Here is a 19,558-nt window from a genome sequence, read left to right as displayed (position 1 = left end):
TCCGTCCGGGAGGGCCCTTGGGCGCACATCGGCCGGTACGACGCGCGCCCGTCCCCTTGCACGGCCACCACGATGGTCCGAGGAGAGAGTGACGATGACCGAGGCGACTCGGCACACGCCCGGCGCACCCTGCTGGGTCAGCCTGATGGTGCACGGCCTTGACGCGATCAAGGAGTTCTACGCGGACCTGTTCGGCTGGGAGTACGAGCCCGGCCCCCAGCACCTGGGGCCGTACGTCCGCGCGCTGCTCGACGGCAGGGAAGTCGCGGGGCTGGGCCGCCTGCCCGGGGACCGTCATCTGCCCGTCGCCTGGACGCCGTACCTGGCCACCGAGGACGCCGACGCGACCGCCGAGTCGATCCGGAGCTGCGGCGGCACCATCGGGGTCGGTCCGCTGGACGCGGGCGAGGCGGGCCGGGTGATCATCGGCTCCGACCCCGGGGGCGCGGTCTTCGGCGCCTGGCAGGCGCGCGCGCACGGCGGGACCGCGGTCCGGGGCACCCCCGGAACCCCCGTCTGGCACGAGCTGATCACCCGGGAGACCGCGTCGGTCGGCAAGTTCTACCAGGTCGTCTTCGGACACGACGCCCGTCCCGCCGCTCCCGAGGACGGCGAGGACCGGCTGACGCTCTCCGTCGGCGGACGGCCGGTGGCCTCGGTGCACGGGCTCGGTGCGCGGCTGCCGCGCCCGCGCGGCCCCCACTGGCTGACGTCCTTCGAGGTCGCCGACGTGGACACCGCGGCGGAGCTGGTGACCGGGCTGGGCGGCGAGGTGCTCCGGCCGCCGGCGCCGGGCGCGGCGGGCCGGGAGGCGACGGTCGCCGATCCCGAAGGGGCGCTCCTCACGCTGGTGACGACGGCCCACCTGGCCTGAGCGTGCGGGCGGCAGCCCGCACGGTGACCGGGAAGCAGGGCGGGCGTCGCTGCGGGGCCGGGTCCCCGAGCGCAGGAGCCGGCATCTCGGATCCGGGTGCGGGCGTCTCGGATCCGGGTGCCCGAATCTCAGATCCGGGTGCGGGCGTCTCGGATCCGGGTGCGGGCGGGCGCCCCGTGCCCGGCCACCTCGGGCTCCACGGGGAGGACGTCGGGCGACAGGGCGGCCGCCCGGGCGCTCGCGGCCGTCATCCGGCGGCGGTGGTGGCGGCGGCACAGGACCTCGTAACCGACCTCGTCCGGAGCCTGGTTGACGTCGCCGACGACGACCTGCGCCCCTTCGACGACCATCGCGCCGCCCACCGTGCGCGCGTTGTGCGTGGCGCGCGCGCCGCACCAGCAGAGGGCCTCGACCTGGAGCACCTCCACCCGGTCGGCCAGTTCCACGAGCCGCTGCGAGCCGGGGAACAGCTTCGAGCGGAAGTCGGTGGTGATGCCGAACGCGAAGACGTCCAGGTCGAGGTCGTCGACGACCCGGGCGAGCTGGTCGATCTGCTCCGGCGCGAGGAACTGCGCCTCGTCCGCGATCACGTAGTCGCAGCGGCCGCCCTTGGACAGGTGGGCCACCAGGTACGCGTAGAAGTCGAAGCCCTCCGCCGCCTCCACCGCGTCCGTGACGAGTCCGAGCCGCGAGGAGAGCTTGCCCTCGCCCGCCCGGTCGTCACGGGTGAAGATCATCCCCTGCAGTCCGCGGGTGGAGCGGTTGTGCTCGATCTGCAGCGCGAGAGTCGACTTCCCACAATCCATCGTTCCGGAGAAGAACACCAGCTCGGGCATGGGCAGTCGATGACCTTTCGGGTCCGCGGAGACGTGGGGGGCGGGCAGGGGACGGACGGGGGAAGGTCAGGAGCGTACTTCGAGGAGTGGGACGAGCTGCTCGGCCGGGGTCATGGAGCCGTGCATGCCGACCATCGCGGACTCGTGGGGCTCGTTGACCGAGGCCGTGATCACCACGTCGTCGCAGGCGGCGGCGACCACGTCGCCGATGCGTCCGTACACCCGCTCGTCCACGCGGTCGCCGAACCAGCCGGCCGCGATCGCCTCGTCGCGCCCCGCGATCCAGAACCGGTCCCCCAGCACCTCCCGCCAGACCGCGAGCACGTCGCGCTCGGCGCCCGGTACGGCGTAGACGTGACGGGCGCGGCCCTCGCCGCCCAGCAGGGCGACTCCCGCGCTCAGCTCCCAGTCCTCGTCGAAGTCGATCCGCGACTCCTCGTCGAAGGGGATGTCGATCATGCCGTGGTCCGCGGTGACGTACAGGGCGGCACGGGGCGGCAGCTGCTCGGCGAGACGCTGCACCAGCCGGTCCGCGTACATCAGCTGGCCGCGCCAGGCGTCGGAGTCGACGCCGAAACGGTGGCCCATCCCGTCGACCTCGCTGTAGTACGTGTAGACGAGCGAGCGGTCCCCGGCGGCCAGTTGCTCCGCCGCGAGGTCCATGCGCTCCTCGCCCGAGAGGCGGCCGTGGAAGGTGCCGCCGCTGAGCGCGACCTTGGTGAGCGGCGTCTGCGCGAAGGTCGGCGAGGACACCTGCGCGGTGTGCACCCCCGCCTCGTCGGCGAGCCGGAAGACCGTGGGGTACGGCTGCCAGACCTCCGGCGGTGTCCAGGGCTTCCAGCGGAGCTGGTTCATCAGCTCGCCGGTCGCGGGGTTGCGCGCGGTGTACCCGGGCAGGCCGTGCGCCCCCGGCGGCAGGCCGGTGCCCACGGACGCGAGCGAGGTGGCGGTGGTCGCCGGGAAACCCGCGGTGACGGGGCGGCCGGTGCCGCCGCGGGAAGTGCCGAGCAGCGCGTTCAGGTAGGGAGCCTCGTCCGGGTGTGCCCGAATCTGCTCCCAGCCCAGACCGTCGATCAGGAAGACGCAGTTGCGGTCGGCCGGGGCGAGCTCGGTGATGCGCGGCTCGAAACCGGGGACGCCCTGGCCCGCGGCCAGCGTCGGCAGCAGGTCGGCGAGGGAGCCCCGGCCGTACTCCGGCACGGGCGCGGCCTCGACGGCGAGCGGCGCCGGATGACCGTTTGCCCAGGCGGACGCCGAGGCGTCCTCGGGCCAGAAGTCGCTGTGCGTGCGCTGCACCATCAGCGGGTGGCGGCCGTGGCTTCGGAGAGCGCCTGCGCGAAGACGAGCGTCTGGCGCACGGTGTCCGGGCCGTCGCCGGCCTCGCTGACCCGCAGGCTGAGGTCGTCGGCGGTGGAGCTGCCGGTGTAGCCGTGGTCGGCGTCGCAGTTGGGGTCGCCGCAGGCGGCGGGCTCCAGGTCGAGCCGGGAGACCGCGCCCCAGCCGATGGTCAGCACGACCTCGCGGGGCAGGGTGCCCGGCGTGTACGACTCGGGATTGGCGACGACACGGCTGACGACGACGGACGAGATACGGCCGAGCTTGACCGACTCGGTGGACGTGGTGGCGTAAGGCGTCGGCGAGCTGGAGTCGGCCGCCTGCTCGTCGGTGTGGCTGACGATGAAGCGATTCGCCGTGAGGACGAGGACCGTGACATGCCGGCGGACCTCGTTGGCGTCGAAGGTCGTCTCCTGGTGCACCAGGTACGAGGAGATGGCCTCGCCACCGACTGCGGCCTCCACCGCCTCGGCCACGAGGGCCGGGTAGTAGCCGCTGCGCTCGATCGCCGCGCGCAGCCCCTGGGTCGTCGTGCCGGTCTTCGCCATGCCGTCCATCCTAAGGGCCGTGGGGGTCCGCATCTCTCACAGGCTCAGTAGCTCGGCAGCCTCCTCGGACCGAGGTCGCCGCGGGCGGGTGGCGGGGCCAGGCGCACGGAGGCGTCGAGCACCGACAGGCCGTGCGGGGCCACGACCACCGGCTCCAGTGCGACGGACACCACCTCGGGGTGGTCGTCGACGAGCCGGGAGACCCGCAGCAGGAGTTCTTCGAGGGCCGCCGTGTCGACGGGGGCGGAGCCGCGCCAGCCGAAGAGCATCGGCGCGCTGCGGATGCTGCGGATCAGCTCGGCCGCGTCCCGGTCGGTGGCGGGGACGAGGCGGTGGGCGGTGTCGCCGAGCAGTTCGGAGGGGGCTCCGGCGAGGCCGAAGGAGAGGACGGAGCCGACCGCGGGGTCGATGGCCGCCCGGACGACGGTGTCCACACCGCGCGGGACCATCGCCTGCACGACCGGCTGGAGCTCGGCGGGCTTGCCCAGCGTCTGGGTCAATTCGTGGTACGCCTGACGCAGTTGGTGCTCGTCGGCGAGGTCGAGCCGCACGCCGCCGAGGTCGGCGCGGTGCCGCAGGTGCGGGGCGGTGGTCTTCAGAGCGACGGGATAGCCGAGCCGGGCGGCCGCGTCGGCGGCCGAGTCCGGGTCGGACGCGGGGAGCGCGCCGCGCACGGTGATGCCGTAGCGGGCGAGCAGCTCGTGGGCGTCGGGGGTGCTGAGGGTGAAGCCGCGGGTGTCCGCCTCCTGGCCGAGCAGCCGCTCGATCAGGGTGGCGGCGCCCGCCTCGTCGATGTCGTCGTACTCGGGGACCCGGCCGGGCTCGGCGGCCTGCCTCCGCCACTGCGCGTACCGCACCGCCTCGGCCATCGCCCGCACCGCGCGCTCCGCCGCCGGATACGCCGGAATCCGGCGTGCCTCCCGCGCGGGCCCGCCGGGCGGTTCCGCGGCGGGCAGCGGCGTCGCGGGGGCGCCGGCTCGGGGCGGGGCGGGAGCGGGGGACGGTGCGGGAGCGGCCGGGCGGGCGTCGCGCCCCGCCTCGTCGGGGGCCGCCCCCGCGGTACGCCCGCGCAGCCCGAACCAGTTCCGGCCCCGTACGGCCAGGGAGCGGGACGCGCCGGTCAGCCCGGTGGCGGGGCCCCGAGGGGTGTCTCCGGAGGCGGGCGAGGAGGAGGCGGGTGGGGAGGAGGCCGCCGCCGAGCCGGAGGCGGGCGGGGCGGGAGACCCAGGTGCGGGCGTGGCCGCCTCCGGGGCCGGGTCGGGCGCCGGACGCGCGCCACCGGCGGGCGCGGGACCGGCGGCGGGGTTCGCGCCCGCGGATACAGGGGCGGCCACCGGGCCCTCGCCGGGGCCGGTCTCCCCACCGAGGACAGTCTCCTCGCCCTGGCCGGCGGAGTGACCGCTCCCGGCTTCCGTCCGCCCGGCGGACGGCGGCCCGTCCGCACCGGAACCGGCGGAGGCGGCCGGGACGCCGCCGGGTGCGTCCGGTGCGCCGGAGGCAGGCCGGCCCGATGCGGCCGGACCGGGTGCGGGCCCCCGGGCGGGAGCGGTGCCGGCGCTCGCCCCGGCCGCGCCGGCCCGGCCGCCGCTGCGGAGCGGGGACGCCGGGCGGGTGCTGGAGGCCGCCGCCAGGGCATCGGCGAGCGCGCCCATCTCCACATGGACCACCGCCACCGGTTTGGCCGGACTCGCGGCCGCCGCGTCCGTCAGGGCCGCGGCAAGGCTCTCCCCGTCACCGGCCTCCGTGAGGCCGCCCTCCCCCACCCACGGGATCGCCGTCACGATCACCGCGTCGCAGCGGTCGTCGCCGAGGGCCCCGGCGAGGGCGGCCCGGAAGTCGGCGGGCGTCGCCCCGGTGGTCAGGTCGAGCGGCGGCAGCGGGCGCAGCCCCTCCGTGAGGCAGGCGTCGTAGGCGAGCAGCCCGAGCGACTCGGAGTTGCCGAGGATCGCCACGCGGGGGCCGGCGGGCAGTGGCTGGCCCGCGAGCATCAGTCCCGCGTCGACGAGCTCGGTCACGGTGCCGACGCGGATCACGCCCGCCTGGCGCAGCAGGGCCCCGACCGTGGCGTCCGGGATGCGGGTCACCGGGACCGCGTGTCCCGGCGGGGCGCTGCCGCTGTGCCGGGCTCCCTTGACGACGACGACCGGTTTGACCGCGGCCGTGCGGCGGGCGAGGCGGGTGAACTTCCGCGGGTTGCCGATGGACTCCAGGTACAGCAGGACGACGTCGGTCCCCGCGTCCTCGTACCAGTACTGGAGGAAGTCGTTGCCCGAGACGTCGGCCCGGTTGCCCGCGGAGATGAACGAGGACAGCCCCGCGCCGCGGCGGTGCAGTCCGGCGAGCAGGGCGATCCCGATGGCGCCGGACTGCGTGAACAGACCGATGCGGCCGGGTGCCGGCGACTCGGGGGCGAGTGAGGCGTTGAGGCGGACGCCGTCGGCGGTGTTGATGATCCCGAAGGCGTTCGGTCCGATGATCCGCATGCCGTACGAACGCGCCTGCCGGACGAGGTCCCGCTGGCGTTCCCGGCCTCCCGCCCCGGTCTCCGCGTAGCCCGCGCTCACCACGACCAGGCCGCGGGCGCCGTGCTCCCCGCAGTCGGCGACCGCCTCGGGGACCCGGTCGGCCGGCACGGCGATGACGGCCAGGTCGACGGGCTCGCCGATCTCGCCGAGGGAGCGCACGGCCGGCACGCCGTCGACGGTGTCGAGCTCCTCGGGGAAGGCGCTGTTCACCGCGTGGACCCGGCCGGTGAACCCGGCCTGGAGGAGGTTGCGCAGGGCGGTGCGGCCGACGCCCCCGGGCCGGCGGCCGACGCCGACCACGGCGACGGAGCCCGGCGCCAGGAGCCGCTGCACGGACCGGGCCTCCGCCCGCTGCTCCCGGCCGCGCTGGACGGCGAGGGACTCCTCGGTCGGCTCCAGGTCCAGCGTGAGGTGGACCGAGCCGTCCTCGAAGCTGCGCCGCTGGGTGTAGCCGGCGTCCCGGAACACCTTGATCATCTTGTTGTTGGCGGGCAGCACCTCGGCCGCGAAGCGGCGGATCGCGCGCTCCCGGGCGACGGCCGCGATGTGCTCCAGCAGGGCGGAGGCGACGCCGCGCCCCTGGTGGGCGTCCTGGACGAGGAAGGCGACCTCCGCCTCGTCGGCGGGCGGACCCGCCGGACGGCCCTGGGCGTCGATCCGGTCGTACCGCACGGTGGCGATGAACTCGTCGCCCGCGGTCATGGCGAGCCCGACGCGGTTCACGAAGTCGTGGTGGGTGAAGCGGTGCACGTCCTTGTCGGACAGACGGGGGTAGGGCGCGAAGAACCGGTAGTACTTCGACTCGTCGGAGACCTGCTCGTAGAAGCTCACCAGGCGGTCGGCGTCCTCGGCGGTGATCGGCCTGATCCGGGCCGTGCCGCCGTCGCGCAGGACCACGTCGGCTTCCCAGTGATCGGGGTAGGCGTGCTCCGGCGACGTCTGCATGGGCCAAGCGTACGGCCGTGTCACCGGTCGCGTGGAGGGGTGTGGACAGGCACGCTGGGAGGGCCCCAGGGCCCTGCCGCCGGGCCGTGTGCCGTCGGCGGGAGCACGTCGCACCACATGAGAGACTGGTCTAGACAACCCGCAGATTCTTGAAGGGCAACACCATGGCTGAGCGTCGCGTCAATGTCGGCTGGGCCGAGGGCCTTCACGCCCGCCCCGCGTCCATCTTCGTCCGTGCCGCCACGGCCTCCGGCGTCCCGGTGACGATCGCCAAGGCCGACGGCAACCCGGTCAACGCCGCGTCCATGCTGGCCGTGCTCGGCCTCGGCGCCCAGGGCGGCGAGGAGATCGTGCTGGCCTCCGACGCGGACGACGCCGACGCCGCCCTGGACCGCCTGGCCAAGCTGGTCGCCGAGGGCCTGGACGAGCTGCCCGAGACCGTCTGAACGGCACCGTCCGGGCGGCACCGGCCGACCCGCCGCCCGGCGTTCCGGTCGCCCGGAACGCACCGCACCGCTCGCGCGAAAGCCGCGGCGCACCCTCCCGGTGAGGGCGCCGCGGCTTTTGCGTGCCTTCTGCGGACAATGCCACCGGCCGAGCGCGACACGAAATCCCCGGCACGCCGAACGGCACACCGAACGGTGCAGAGAACGGCGCAGCGAACGGCACCGGGAATGACGCGGGGATGACGCGGGGAATTCGGGCAGCAGAAAGAGGCGTCAGCGAATGACTTCTCTTTGTATACGGCCCTTCTGTTAATTGCGGACGCTCGCGATGTTTACGGCGTGTTGCGAAGTCCTCACCCGCTCCGGGCGGCGCAGCCGGTGCGCGGCTGCGGCCCGCTCGGCGTGCAGCGCCGTGAGCGCGCGGGCACGCTCGCTGTCACCGCGGGCGACCGCGTCCACGATGGCGCCGTGCTCGGCCCAGGACTCCACGGGCGCCACGGGCTGGTCGACCGTGTACATCCACGCGGTCTTGTGGCGCAGCTGGGTGAGCAGGGCCGTCAGCCCGGGGCTGCCGCACGCCTGGGCGAGCGTCTCGTGGAACCAGGCGCCGAGGGAGCGCAGATCCTCCCCCTGACCTCGGCGGGCCCGATCCTGCCCGAGGCGCACCAGACCGCGGAGCACCTTCAGATGGGCCTCGGTCCGCCGCTGTGCGGCGCGCGCCGCACCGAGCGGCTCGAGCAGCAGGCGTATCTCCAGGAGGTCGGCCGCCTCCTGTTCGGTGGGCTCGGCAACGTGCGCTCCGGCGTGACGGCGGGTGACGACGAAGCCCTCGGACTCCAGGGTGCGCAGCGCCTCCCGTACGGGGACACGGGAGACCCCGTAGCGGCGCGCGAGCTGCTCCTCGGTGAGCCGGCTGCCGCGCTCGTAGACACCGGAGACGATGTCGTCGCGAATCGCCGTGCATACAGAGTGCGCGGGAATGCGCATGACCGAACCTCCGTTGATCCGCACGAAAATCTGCACCGATTGACTCGTGTCCGGCGACTCTATTCCAGTCCGTGGGATTTTCCGAAGGGCGCGGTGAATTCTTGGATATCTTCTGGCCTTTTGGCCGGAATCTGAGGCCGGGACGGGGGCCGCCGTGCGCAACGGCAGCCCGTCCCGGCCTCCGCGCGGCGCCCGGCCCCTGTCGCGGCACGGGAAACGCGCGCAGCCCCCGGCCGGGGCCGGGGGCTGCGGTGGGTGCTGCGGTGCGGGTCAGACGCTGACGCCGCGGGCGCGCAGGTAGGCGACCGGGTTCATGTCGGAGCCGTACTCGGCGGTGGTCCGGGCCTCGAAGTGGAGGTGGGGTCCGGTCGAGTTGCCGGTCGAGCCCGACAGGCCGATCTGCTGGCCGGGGGTGACCTGCTGGCCGACGGAGACGGCGATGGACGACAGGTGGCCGTACTGCGTGTACGTGCCGTCGTTCATGCGGATCACGATGTTGTTGCCGTAGGCGCCGCCCCAGCCGGCCTCGACCACGGTGCCGGAGCCGACGGACACGACGGTGGTGCCGGAGGCGGCGCGGAAGTCGACGCCGGAGTGGCTGCCGGAGGACCAGAGGCTGCCGCCGGTCTGGTAGCCGGTCGTCACGTGGGACCCGGCGACGGGCAGCCGGAAGGCGTTCAGCCGCTTGCGCTCGGCCTCACGGGCGGCGCGCTCCTTGGCCTCGCGTATCTCCTTGGCGCGCGCCTCGGCCTTGCGCTTGGCCTCGGCCTCCGCCTCGGCCTTCGCCTCGGCACGGGCGGCGGCCTCGGCGGCCTCGCGCTTCTGCGCGGCCGCCTGGTCGGCGATCTCGTCGGCGAGGGATCCCATGGACACGATCGGGGTGAGGCCGGTGTCCTCGGCGGAGGCGGCGGCCTCGGCGTCGGCGGCGACCGCCGGGGAGGCGAGGGTGGCGAGGACGCCCGCGGTGGCGAGGGTCGCGACGCCCGCCAGGTTCGCGCTCCTGCGCGTCAGGCGGCTCGGGGCACGGTGCTTCCCGGTGGCACGGGTGAACGCCATGAAGAGGCTGGTCCTTTCCTTCCTTCTCGCCTACCGGGTTAGCTGACGGGTTCGGAGCAGGAAGGTCTCCTACGGGAACCTCCGCGGACGAAGGCACCCGATTCACCCCAGGGACTGAGTGGGTCCCCGGCTCCCCAGGCTCGCGCCTGACGGGGACTCGGCGATGACTGTCCGATGCCGCGGGCGCGGCAGGTCTCGGCGAACAGCCGGATCGACGCTAGGCAGGCGGCCTGTCGATCTCCAAACGGAACGGCTGTTTTGTCGCGCATGCCACAGGACAGAGAAGGACACTCGCCCCAAACGGGACAAGGGAGGGGAAAGGAGGGGGTCCCGGCATCACGCGCGACGCCGGGACCCCTTGATACCGCTTCACCGCTTTCGGGGCTTTCGCCCCTGGTGGGGCCGTGTGTCAGCCGGTGACGACGCTCACCTCGCCGATGCCCAGCGCCTTGACCGGCTCGGCGATCTTCGAGGCGTCGCCGACCAGGATCGTCACCAGGCGGTCGACCGGGAAGGCGCTGACCGCGGCGGCCGTCGCCTCCACGGTGCCCGTGGCGGCGAGCCGTGCGTACAACTGCGCCTGGTAGTCGTCCGGAAGGTGCTGCTCCACCTGGTCCGCCAGCGTCGCCGCTACGGAGGCGGCCGTCTCGAACTTCAGCGGGGCGACGCCGACGAGGTTCTGCACGGCCACATCGCGCTCGGCGTCGGTCAGCCCCTCGGCCGCCAGGGTGCGGAGCACCTTCCACAGGTCGTCCAGCGCCGGGCCGGTGTTGGGCGTGTCGACCGAACCGCTGATGGCGAGCATCGCGGCACCCGACCCGTCGGGCGCCGACAGCAGCACCTGCCCGAAGGCGCGCACGCCGTAGGTGTACCCCTTCTCCTCGCGCAGCACGCGGTCCAGACGGGACGTCAGCGTGCCGCCGAGGCAGTAGGAGCCGAGCACCTGGGCCGGCCAGACGCTGTCGTGGCGGTCCGGCCCGACGCGCCCGATGAGCAGCTGGGTCTGGACCGCCCCCGGACGGTCCACGATGACCACGCGGCCGGTGTCGTCCGCGGTCACCGGCGGGACCGGGCGCGGATCCGCCTTGTCGCCCGTCCACGCGCCGAGGCTCTCCGCGAGGACGGCATGCACGTCGGTGTCCGCGAGGTCGCCGACGATCACGCAGGTCGCCGTGGCCGGACGGACGTGGGCCTCGTAGAAGGCGCGCACGGCCGCGGAGTCGATCCGCGACACGGTCTCCTCGGTCCCCTGACGCGGACGCGAGACCCGCAGGGTGGAGGGGAACAGCTCGGCCGAGAGCTGCTTGGCCGCGCGGCGGGCGGGGTTGGCCATCTCGTGCGGGATCTCGTCGAGGCGGTTGCGCACCAGCCGGCCGACCTCGCCGTCGTCGAAGGCCGGGGCGCGCAGCGCGTCGGCGAGCAGACCGAGCGCCTTCGGCAGACGCGACGCCGGGACCTCCAGGGAGACCCGGACACCGGCGTGGTCCGCCATCGCGTCCAGGGTGGCTCCGCAGCGCTCCAGTTCGGCGGCGAAGTCCTCGGCACTGTGCTTGTCGGTGCCCTCGGAGAAGGCGCGCGCCATGATCGTGGCGACGCCGTCGAGGCCCGCCGGCTCGGCGTCGAGCGGAGCGTCGAGCAGTACCTCCACCGCGACGACCTGCTGGCCGGGACGGTCGCAGCGCAGCACGGTGAGCCCGTTGTCCAGGGTGGAGCGCTCGGGGGCGGGGAACGCCCAGGGGCGGGCCGTACCGGCGGTCGGCTGCGGGTGGAACTGCATGGTCACGGCCGCGTCGCTCACTGGTCCGCCCCCTCGGTGTCGTCGTTCTCGTCGGCGGTGACCGGTTCGTAGACCAGCACGGCCCTGTTGTCGGGGTGCAGCCTCGCCTTGGCGACGGCCTGCACCTCCTCGGCGGTGACGTCGAGGACGCGCTGCACCGCGGTCAGCGCCAGCTGCGGGTCGCCGAACAGCACCGCGTAGCGGCAGAGTTCGTCGGCGCGGCCCGCGACGGTGCCCAGCCGGTCCAGCCACTCCCGCTCCAGCTGGGCCTGGGCGCGCTCCATCTCCTCCGGAGTGGGCCCCTCGGCCGCGAAGCGGGCCAGTTCCTCGTCGACGGCGGCCTCGATCCGCGGGACCTCGACGCCGCCCGACGTCTTGACGTCCAGCCAGCCGAGCGACGGCGCCCCGGCCAGGCGCAGCAGCCCGAAGCCCGCGGCGACGGCCGTCTGGTCGCGGCGCACCAGGCGGTTGTGCAGCCGGGAGGACTCCCCGCCGCCGAGGACGGTGAGCGCCAGGTCGGCGGCGTCGCACTCGCGGGTGCCGTCGTGCGGCAGCCGGTAGGCGGCCATCAGGGCGCGGGCGGGCACCTCCTCGACGACCTCCTCGCGCAGCTGGCTGCCGATGGTGTCGGGGAGGGTGCCGTCGCGCGGCGGCTGCTTGCCGTCGTGCGAGGGGATCGAGCCGAAGTACTTCTCGATCCAGGCGAGGGTCTCCTCGGGGTCGATGTCGCCGACGACCGAGAGCACCGCGTTGTTCGGGGCGTAGTAGGTGCGGAAGAAGGCCCGGGCGTCCTCGAGGGTGGCGGCGTCGAGGTCGGCCATGGAGCCGATCGGCGTGTGGTGGTACGGGTGGCCCTCCGGGTAGGCGAGGGCGGTGAGCTTCTCGAAGGCCGTGCCGTAGGGCACGTTGTCGTAGCGCTGGCGGCGCTCGTTCTTCACGACGTCGCGCTGGTTCTCCATGGACTCGTCGTCGAGGGCGGCGAGCAGGGAGCCCATGCGGTCGGCCTCCAGCCAGAGCGCGAGCTCCAGCTGGTGCGTCGGCATGGTCTCGAAGTAGTTGGTCCGCTCGAAGCTGGTGGTGCCGTTCAGCGAGCCGCCCGCGCCCTGGACGAGTTCGAAGTGGCCGTTGCCCTTCACCTGCGCGGAGCCCTGGAACATCAGGTGCTCGAAGAGGTGCGCGAGGCCGGTGCGGCCCTCGACCTCGTGGCGGGAGCCCACGTCGTACCAGAGGCACACCGCGGCGACGGGGGTCAGGTGGTCCTCGGAGAGCACCACGCGCAGGCCGTTGGCCAGGCGGTGCTCGGTCGCTGTCAGGCCGCCGGAGCCGGCCTGGCCTGTGGCCGTGTGACCCATGGGCATGTACGTCCCTTCGATCGCGATGTGAAAGAGTCCTGCCACCCTATGCAAGCGCACCGGGGCCTGGCGAAGTTCCCGCCCGCGCACCACGTCCCTCTTCCGGGTCGCGTCGGTGCTGTCGGTGGGACGGTCCACAATGGTGTGCGTCGGATCCAGACTGGTACGTGAAGGAGCAGCCGCCGCGATGGCCCGCCGCAGCACGAAGACCCCACCGCCGGAGGAGTTCGAGGAGAAGATCCTCGACATCGACGTCGTGGACGAAATGCAGGGCTCCTTCCTCGAGTACGCGTACTCGGTGATCTACTCCCGTGCCCTGCCCGACGCCCGGGACGGCATGAAGCCGGTGCACCGCCGCATCGTCTACCAGATGAACGAGATGGGCCTGCGCCCCGACCGCGGCTACGTGAAGTGCGCCCGTGTCGTGGGCGAGGTCATGGGCAAGCTCCACCCGCACGGCGACGCGTCGATCTACGACGCGCTGGTGCGCATGGCGCAGCCCTTCTCGATGCGCCTCCCCCTCGTCGACGGCCACGGCAACTTCGGTTCGCTGGGCAACGACGACCCGCCGGCCGCGATGCGGTACACCGAGTGCCGGATGGCCGACGCCACGAGTCTGATGACGGAGTCGATCGACGAGGACACGGTCGACTTCCAGTCCAACTACGACGGTCAGGAGCGCGAGCCCGTCGCGCTCCCCGCCGCCTACCCCAACCTGCTGGTCAACGGCGCGGCCGGCATCGCGGTCGGCATGGCGACCAACATGCCTCCGCACAACCTCGGCGAGGTAGTCGCGGCGGCCCGCCATCTCATCCGCCACCCGAACGCCGACCTCGAGACGCTGATGCGCCACGTCCCCGGCCCGGACCTGCCCACCGGCGGCCGGATCGTGGGCCTCGGCGGCATCCGGGACGCGTACGAGACGGGCCGCGGCACCTTCAAGATCCGCGCCACGGTCTCCGTGGAGACGGTGACGGCCCGCCGCAAGGGCCTGGTCGTCACCGAACTCCCCTTCACGGTCGGCCCGGAGAAGGTCATCGCGAAGATCAAGGACCTGGTCGGCTCGAAGAAGCTCCAGGGCATCGCGGACGTCAAGGACCTCACCGACCGCCAGCACGGGCTGCGCCTGGTCATCGAGATCAAGAACGGCTTCATCCCCGAGGCCGTGCTGGAGCAGCTGTACAAGCTGACGCCGATGGAGGAGTCCTTCGGCATCAACAACGTCGCCCTGGTCGACGGGCAGCCGCTGACCCTCGGTCTCAAGGAGCTGCTCGAGGTCTACCTCGACCACCGCTTCGAAGTGGTCCGCAGGCGCAGCGAGTTCCGCCGCACCAAGCGCCGCGACCGGCTGCATCTGGTCGAGGGGCTGCTCGTCGCGCTGCTCGACATCGACGAGGTCATCCGTCTGATCCGCTCCAGCGAGAACTCGGCCCAGGCCAAGGAGCGCCTGATCGGGCACTTCTCGCTGAGCGAGGTCCAGACGCAGTACATCCTCGACACCCCGCTGCGCCGGCTGACGAAGTTCGACCGGATCGAGCTGGAGAGCGAGCGCGACCGGCTCAACGGCGAGATCGACGAGCTGACCGGCATCCTGGAGTCCGACGCCGAGCTGCGCAAGCTGGTCTCCTCCGAACTGGCCTCGGTGGCGAAGAAGTTCGGCACCCCGCGCAGGACGGTCCTGCTGGAGTCGGCCGGCACCCCAGCCCCCGCCGCCACGCTCCAGGTCGCAGACGACCCGTGCCGGGTGCTGCTGTCGTCGACCGGGCTGCTGGCCCGGACGGCGACCGGCGAGCCGCTGCCCGAGCAGGGCGGCCGGCGCACCAAGCACGACGTGATCGTCTCCGCGGTGCTCGGCACGCAGCGCGGTGAGGTGGGTGCGGTGACCTCGGCGGGCCGGCTGCTGCGCATCGCGGTGATCGACCTGCCGCAGCTCCCCGACACGGCCTCCGAACCGAACCTCGCGGGCGGCGCGCCGCTCGCCGAGTTCCTCTCGCTGGACGCCGACGAGTCCGTCGTCTGCCTCACGACCCTGGACGAGTCCTCTCCCGGGCTCGCGCTCGGCACCCTCCAGGGCGTCGTGAAGCGCGTGGTCCCCGACTATCCGTCGAACAAGGACGAGTTGGAGGTCTTCGCTCTCAGGGACGGGGACCGGATCGTCGGCGGTTCGGAACTGCGCACGGGCGAGGAGGACCTGGTCTTCATCACGTCCGACGCCCAGCTGCTGCGCTACCCCGCCGCCCAGGTGCGGCCGCAGGGCCGTGCCGCGGGCGGCATGGCGGGCGTCAAGCTGGCGGAGGGCGCGGAGGTGCTCTCGTTCACCGCCGTCGATCCGGCGGCCGACGCCGTGGTGTTCACCGTGGCGGGCTCCCAGGGCACGCTCGACGACGCGCACACGACGGCCAAGCTGACCCCGTTCGACCAGTACCCGCGCAAGGGCCGCGCCACCGGCGGTGTGCGCTGCCAGCGGTTCCTCAAGGGCGAGGACATGCTGGTGTTCGCCTGGGCCGGCCCGGTCCCGGCGCGCGCCGCGCAGAAGAACGGCGCCCCGGCGGAGCTGCCCGCGGTCGACCCCCGCCGGGACGGGTCGGGCACTCCGCTGACGTCGCCCGTCGCGGTGCTGGCGGGCCCTCTCGGCTAGGGCGTGTTGCGAAAGTGGCTCCGTCCGCCCGAAGGGCGGGGCCTGCGGCGTCTGGTGCGTGCGATCGCAAGGCGGAGGATCATCCTCGTACCGGGCGTACTCGGATGACTCCGACAACGCAGCGAGCGTGCGTGCCAGGCGTCGCGGGCCAGGAGGGACTTTCGCAACACGCCCTAGCCCCGCGCACGTCACCGGGGGCGGGTGCGCCGCACCCGCCCCCGATGACGTCCCGGGTCAGTCGTCCCCGAGGCCGTGGCCGTCCGGTTCGCCCGGCTCCGCGGTCTCCTCCCGCTCGTCCGCGTCCCGGTGGACGTAGCGCAGGACGCCCCACATGCTGCGTTCGTCCGGGACGTCACCGGGCAGACCGCTCAGCGCGCACGCCGCGACCTCCTCGCGCAGCGCGTCCGCGTCGACGCCCGAGCCGATCAGCACGAGCTGCGTCAGCCGTTCCTCTCCCGGCGGCCACGGCTCGGGGTGGAAGCGCAGGAACCGCCCCACCGCGTGGACGGCGTAGCGGTGGTGCGGATCGGCCGCGCCGAAGTCGGTCCAGCCCTTGATCCGGTAGAGCCCGGCCGGCCGGGTGTCCAGGAACGCCATCAGCCGCCGCGGGTGCAGCGGCGTCCGCGAGACGGCCGACACGCTGTCGTAGGCGGCGTGCAGATGCGCCTCGTGGCCGTGCTCGGCGTCGTAGGCGTCCGCGTGGAGGTCTTCGAACGACAGCTGCCGGATCTTCTCCTCCCGTTCCGGCCGCACGGCCGGGTCGAGGAGCAGTCCGGGGTCGATACGTCCGTACGCGGTCTCCACGACCGGCGTCCCGGGGGCGATCCCGGCGATGGCCTCGCGCACCCGTGCGACGTCGGCGGCCGGCGCCCGGTCCGTCTTGTTGAGGACCACGAGGTCGGCGAGGGCGAGGTGCCGGTCGATGCCGGGGTGGCGGCTGCGGGTGGCGTCGAACTCGACCGCGTCGACGACCTCGGCCAGCCCGCCGTAGACGATGCGGGGGTTCTCACTGGCGAGGACCATGCGGACCAGTTCCTCGGGCTCGGCCAGGCCGGACGCCTCCACGACGATGACGTCGATCCGGGCGGCGGGACTCGTGAGCTTCTCCAGGTAGGCGTCCAGCTCCGACGCGTCGACCGCGCAGCACAGGCAGCCGTTGCCGAGGGAGATCGTCGAGCCGACCTGTCCGGCCACCGTCATGGCGTCGATCTCGATGGCGCCGAAGTCGTTGACGACGACCCCGATGCGGTTGCCTCCGTTGCGCCGCAGCAGGTGGTTGAGGAGCGTGGTCTTGCCCGATCCCAGGAAGCCGGTGAGGACGACGACGGGGATCGGGGACCTGCTCGCGCTCACTGCGGCACCTCACGACGGCGATTCGGGCGGCTGGCGACGGGACGGGCGTCCGGGCCCGCCGGGCACGCCCACGCGGCCCCGGGCCCCGGACCGGCACCGGGCCGTCCGGCGCACCAGGATAGGCGCGCGGCACGGACCCCGTGGCGGCGGCCGGTGGCACGGCCGGCCGCACGCGCGGGGCGCGCGGCGCTCCTCTGCCGGCCGATCCCCTGTGACCTGGGCGTTTTTGAATGGGGACGGCGCCGTCTACCGTTTTCCGGCATGAGCCCCGTACCGACCGCCCCCGCCCGCCGACGGCGGTTCGGCTGGCCTCAGCGGGTCTTCTCCCAGGTCCTGCTGATGCAGCTGGCCGTCGCGACCGGAGTCACCGCACTGGCCACCGGCCTCTTCCTGGCTCCGCTGAGCGACCAGCTGGACGACCAGGCCATGCGGCGGGCGCTGGCCATCGCCCAGACCACCGCCTCACCGGCGCTCGCGGACGGTCTGACCGCCACCCGGCCCGACGCGGGCGGAGCGGTGCAGCGCGAGGCCGAGCGGATCCGGGCGGCGACCGGCGCCGAGTACGTCGTCGTGATGAACACCGCGGGGGTCCGCTGGTCCCACACCTCGCCGGCCGAGATCGGACGGCTCGTCTCCACCGACCCCAGCGACGCGCTGGCCGGGCGGGCCGTGATGGAGATCGACAACGGCACCCTCGGGCGCTCCGCCCGCGGCAAGGTCCCGCTGCGGGACGACGAGGGCCGGATCGTCGGCGCGGTGTCCGTCGGCATCGAGTACGACAGCGTCCGCGCCCGGCTGCTGGAGGCCATCCCCGGGCTGCTCGCCTACGCCGGCGGGGCGCTGGCCGCCGGCGCGCTCGCCGCGTACCTGATCTCCCGCCGGCTGCAGCGCCGCACCCATGACCTCGCCTTCTCCGACATCTCCGCGCTGCTCGCCGAACGGGAGGCCATGCTCCACGGCATCCGGGAAGGCGTGGTGGCACTCGACCACGGCGGCCGGATCAGGCTCCTCAACGACGAGGCGCAGCGGCTGCTGGCCGTCGGAACCGATGCCGTGGGGCGCCCGTTGGAGGAGGCGACGGGCACGGGCCGCACGACGGACGTGCTGGCGGGCCGGGTCACCGGGGAGGATCTGCTGACCGTGCGGGGCAGCCGCGTCCTCGTCGCGAACCGCATGCCGACGGACGACGGCGGCGCGGTCGTGACGCTGCGCGACCGCACGGAGCTGGAGCGGCTCGGCAGGGAGCTCGACTCGACGCGTGGCCTGATCGACGCCCTGCGCGCGCAGGACCACGAGCACGCCAACCGCATGCACACCCTGCTGGGCCTGCTCGAACTGGAGATGCACGAGGACGCGATGGAGTACGTCACCGAGGTCGTGGGCGTGCACCGGGCCACCGCGGAGCAGGTGACCGAGAAGGTCCACGACCCGCTGCTGGCCGCACTGCTGGTGGGCAAGGCCACGGTCGCGGCGGAGCGGGGCGTCTCGCTGCGCATGGCGCCCTCCTCGCTGCTCCCCGACCGGCTGGTCGATCCGCGGGGGCTGGTGACGGTCGTCGGCAACCTCGTGGACAACGCGCTGGACGCCGCCGCCGGGACGTCGCGTGCGGCGGTGGAGGTCGCGCTGTGGGCGGACGGCCGCACCGCGCACGTCCGGATCACCGACAGCGGTCCCGGCGTGCCCGAGGATCGGCGTGAGCTGGTCTTCGCCGAGGGCTGGTCCACCAAGGAGCCCCCGGCGCACGGCAGGCGCGGACTGGGGCTCGCCCTGGTCCGCCGGTTCGCCGAACGGCAGGGCGGGAGCGTGGTGGCCGGGGAGGCCGCCGCCGGGGGCGCGGAGTTCACCGTCGTGCTGCCGGAGGCTCTGGCGGAGTCCGGAGCGGCACCGCGGACGGCCGGGGCGGCACACGGCCCCGGGTCGGCCGGCGGAGCAGCGGACGTGACGGGCACGGGGCCGGCCGCTGAGGCGACGGGCACGGGGCAGGCCGCGCGGACGGGCCGGGCATCCGACGAGCCGGTCCCCGGAGCTGCACGGGAGCCCGCCCAGGAGCCCGCACCTGCGCCGGCACCTCCGGCGCCCCCGGCGCCCCGACAGGCGGAGCACGCACCACAGGCTGCACAGGCGCCTCAGGCGCCGCGGACACGGCGGGAACGATGATCGACGTACTGGTCGTGGACGACGACACCCGGGTGGCGGACATCAACGCCGCCTACGTGGGCAAGCTCCCGGGCTTCCGGGTCGTCGCGCGGGCGCACTCCGCCGCCGAGGCGCTCGCCCGGATCTCCGAGACCCCCGTGGACCTGATCCTGCTGGACCACTACCTCCCGGACGAGAACGGCCTCGCGGTCGTCCGGGAGCTCCGCCGCCTCGGCCACCAGACCGACGTGATCATGGTGACCGCGGCACGGGACGTGGCCACCGTCCAGGCGGCGATGCGCCACGGCGCGCTCCAGTACCTGGTCAAGCCGTTCACCTTCGCGGGTCTGCGCGCCAAGCTGGAGGCGTACGCGGCACTGCGGCGGACCCTCGACGGGGGCGGCGAGGCCGAGCAGGCGGATGTGGACCGGATCTTCGGCACGCTGGCCGCGGGCACGGCCGCGCCCGAACTGCCGAAGGGTCACTCGCCCACCACGGCCGGAGTGGTCCGCCAGGTGCTGCTCTCGGCCGAGGGGCCGCTGTCGGCCCAGGAGATCGCCGAGCACGCGGGCATCAGCCGTCAGACGGCCCAGCGCTATCTGAAGCTCCTGGAGAAGGCCGGCCGGGTCCGTCTGAGCCTTCGCTACGGCGAGACCGGGCGGCCCGAGCACGAGTACGTGTGGACCCGGAGCGCCTGACCCGGCCGGTGCCGCCCCGGCCGCAGGACCGGCCCGGCCGCGCGCAGAGGGC

The 19,558-nt window shown here is 73.8% G+C and carries 14 protein-coding genes and 1 riboswitch; of the genes, 5 read left to right on the top strand and 9 right to left on the bottom strand.

Annotated elements, in window-relative coordinates; translation table 11 throughout:
* Positions 1–94: 94 nt before the first annotated feature.
* Positions 95–874, top strand: a complete 780-nt coding sequence (locus IAG43_RS24135; protein ID WP_187742784.1) for a VOC family protein — start codon at positions 95–97, stop codon at positions 872–874.
* Between the two features lie 128 nt (positions 875–1,002).
* On the opposite strand, the gene IAG43_RS24130 is transcribed toward IAG43_RS24135, so the two are convergent.
* The 4 genes from IAG43_RS24130 to IAG43_RS24115 all read right to left on the bottom strand — a co-directional run bounded on the left by IAG43_RS24130 (position 1,003) and on the right by IAG43_RS24115 (position 7,063).
* Positions 1,003–1,710, bottom strand: coding sequence for a thymidine kinase (locus tag IAG43_RS24130; RefSeq protein WP_187742783.1), 708 nt, complete (start codon positions 1,708–1,710; stop codon positions 1,003–1,005).
* Positions 1,711–1,776: 66 nt separating this feature from the next.
* On the bottom strand, positions 1,777–3,009 hold the full coding sequence (locus IAG43_RS24125; protein WP_187742782.1) for an alkaline phosphatase family protein: 1,233 nt from the start codon (positions 3,007–3,009) through the stop codon (positions 1,777–1,779).
* Entirely contained in the window at positions 3,009–3,602 is a 594-nt protein-coding gene (locus IAG43_RS24120; RefSeq protein ID WP_187742781.1) for a DUF5998 family protein, read from the bottom strand. Before IAG43_RS24120 ends, IAG43_RS24125 begins: the two co-directional genes overlap by 1 nt.
* A gap of 35 nt (positions 3,603–3,637) precedes the next feature.
* A complete protein-coding gene (locus IAG43_RS24115) occupies positions 3,638–7,063 on the bottom strand; it encodes a bifunctional GNAT family N-acetyltransferase/acetate--CoA ligase family protein (RefSeq protein ID WP_187742780.1) in 3,426 nt (1,141 codons plus the stop codon).
* A 164-nt stretch (positions 7,064–7,227) separates the two neighbouring features.
* Here IAG43_RS24115 and IAG43_RS24110 point away from each other — a divergent pair, with 164 nt between their 5' ends.
* On the top strand, positions 7,228–7,509 hold the full coding sequence (locus IAG43_RS24110; protein WP_147988501.1) for an HPr family phosphocarrier protein: 282 nt from the start codon (positions 7,228–7,230) through the stop codon (positions 7,507–7,509).
* 309 nt (positions 7,510–7,818) lie between these two features.
* On the opposite strand, the gene IAG43_RS24105 is transcribed toward IAG43_RS24110, so the two are convergent.
* The 4 genes from IAG43_RS24105 to IAG43_RS24090 all read right to left on the bottom strand — a co-directional run bounded on the left by IAG43_RS24105 (position 7,819) and on the right by IAG43_RS24090 (position 12,681).
* Complete coding sequence (locus IAG43_RS24105) at positions 7,819–8,496, bottom strand: GntR family transcriptional regulator (RefSeq protein WP_187742779.1); 678 nt, start codon at positions 8,494–8,496, stop codon at positions 7,819–7,821.
* A 270-nt stretch (positions 8,497–8,766) separates the two neighbouring features.
* Positions 8,767–9,552 (bottom strand): M23 family metallopeptidase, encoded by a 786-nt coding sequence (locus IAG43_RS24100; RefSeq protein WP_187742778.1) that lies wholly within the window; start codon positions 9,550–9,552, stop codon positions 8,767–8,769.
* Positions 9,553–9,564: 12 nt separating this feature from the next.
* Positions 9,565–9,725, bottom strand: a riboswitch (cyclic di-AMP (ydaO/yuaA leader).
* A 236-nt stretch (positions 9,726–9,961) separates the two neighbouring features.
* On the bottom strand, positions 9,962–11,329 hold the full coding sequence (locus tag IAG43_RS24095) for a M16 family metallopeptidase (RefSeq protein WP_187744612.1): 1,368 nt from the start codon (positions 11,327–11,329) through the stop codon (positions 9,962–9,964).
* Between the two features lie 17 nt (positions 11,330–11,346).
* Positions 11,347–12,681 (bottom strand): M16 family metallopeptidase, encoded by a 1,335-nt coding sequence (locus IAG43_RS24090; RefSeq protein WP_187744611.1) that lies wholly within the window; start codon positions 12,679–12,681, stop codon positions 11,347–11,349.
* Positions 12,682–12,868: 187 nt separating this feature from the next.
* Between IAG43_RS24090 and IAG43_RS24085 the strand changes: the two genes are divergently transcribed.
* The gene (locus IAG43_RS24085; RefSeq protein WP_187742777.1) at positions 12,869–15,319 is read left to right on the top strand and encodes a DNA gyrase/topoisomerase IV subunit A; all 2,451 of its coding nucleotides are present in this window, start codon (positions 12,869–12,871) and stop codon (positions 15,317–15,319) included.
* A 234-nt stretch (positions 15,320–15,553) separates the two neighbouring features.
* On the opposite strand, the gene IAG43_RS24080 is transcribed toward IAG43_RS24085, so the two are convergent.
* Complete coding sequence (locus tag IAG43_RS24080) at positions 15,554–16,672, bottom strand: CobW family GTP-binding protein (protein ID WP_187742776.1); 1,119 nt, start codon at positions 16,670–16,672, stop codon at positions 15,554–15,556.
* Positions 16,673–16,933: 261 nt separating this feature from the next.
* Here IAG43_RS24080 and IAG43_RS24075 point away from each other — a divergent pair, with 261 nt between their 5' ends.
* Positions 16,934–18,829, top strand: a complete 1,896-nt coding sequence (locus IAG43_RS24075) for a sensor histidine kinase (RefSeq protein ID WP_187742775.1) — start codon at positions 16,934–16,936, stop codon at positions 18,827–18,829.
* Positions 18,826–19,506, top strand: a complete 681-nt coding sequence (locus tag IAG43_RS24070; protein ID WP_187742774.1) for a response regulator — start codon at positions 18,826–18,828, stop codon at positions 19,504–19,506. Before IAG43_RS24075 ends, IAG43_RS24070 begins: the two co-directional genes overlap by 4 nt.
* The last annotated feature ends 52 nt before the right edge of the window (positions 19,507–19,558 follow it).

Source organism: Streptomyces genisteinicus, assembly GCF_014489615.1.
In the GTDB taxonomy this organism is placed as follows: domain Bacteria; phylum Actinomycetota; class Actinomycetes; order Streptomycetales; family Streptomycetaceae; genus Streptomyces; species Streptomyces genisteinicus.
Note: the sequence above shows the minus strand (reverse complement) of the source record. Positions and strands in the feature narration are given on the sequence as shown.

Excerpts from the sequence above, each read along its gene's own strand:
- IAG43_RS24130 (WP_187742783.1), bottom strand. The coding sequence starts at position 1,710 with ATGCCCGAGCTGGTGTTCTTCTCCGGAACGATGGATTGTGGGAAGTCG.
- IAG43_RS24090 (WP_187744611.1), bottom strand. The coding sequence starts at position 12,681 with ATGGGTCACACGGCCACAGGCCAGGCCGGCTCCGGCGGCCTGACAGCG.
- IAG43_RS24105 (WP_187742779.1), bottom strand. The coding sequence starts at position 8,496 with ATGCGCATTCCCGCGCACTCTGTATGCACGGCGATTCGCGACGACATC.
- IAG43_RS24070 (WP_187742774.1), top strand. The coding sequence starts at position 18,826 with ATGATCGACGTACTGGTCGTGGACGACGACACCCGGGTGGCGGACATC.
- IAG43_RS24100 (WP_187742778.1), bottom strand. The coding sequence starts at position 9,552 with ATGGCGTTCACCCGTGCCACCGGGAAGCACCGTGCCCCGAGCCGCCTG.
- IAG43_RS24135 (WP_187742784.1), top strand. The coding sequence starts at position 95 with ATGACCGAGGCGACTCGGCACACGCCCGGCGCACCCTGCTGGGTCAGC.
- IAG43_RS24125 (WP_187742782.1), bottom strand. The coding sequence starts at position 3,009 with ATGGTGCAGCGCACGCACAGCGACTTCTGGCCCGAGGACGCCTCGGCG.
- IAG43_RS24095 (WP_187744612.1), bottom strand. The coding sequence starts at position 11,329 with ATGCAGTTCCACCCGCAGCCGACCGCCGGTACGGCCCGCCCCTGGGCG.
- IAG43_RS24115 (WP_187742780.1), bottom strand. The coding sequence starts at position 7,063 with ATGCAGACGTCGCCGGAGCACGCCTACCCCGATCACTGGGAAGCCGAC.
- IAG43_RS24085 (WP_187742777.1), top strand. The coding sequence starts at position 12,869 with ATGGCCCGCCGCAGCACGAAGACCCCACCGCCGGAGGAGTTCGAGGAG.
- IAG43_RS24110 (WP_147988501.1), top strand. The coding sequence starts at position 7,228 with ATGGCTGAGCGTCGCGTCAATGTCGGCTGGGCCGAGGGCCTTCACGCC.
- IAG43_RS24120 (WP_187742781.1), bottom strand. The coding sequence starts at position 3,602 with ATGGACGGCATGGCGAAGACCGGCACGACGACCCAGGGGCTGCGCGCG.
- IAG43_RS24075 (WP_187742775.1), top strand. The coding sequence starts at position 16,934 with ATGAGCCCCGTACCGACCGCCCCCGCCCGCCGACGGCGGTTCGGCTGG.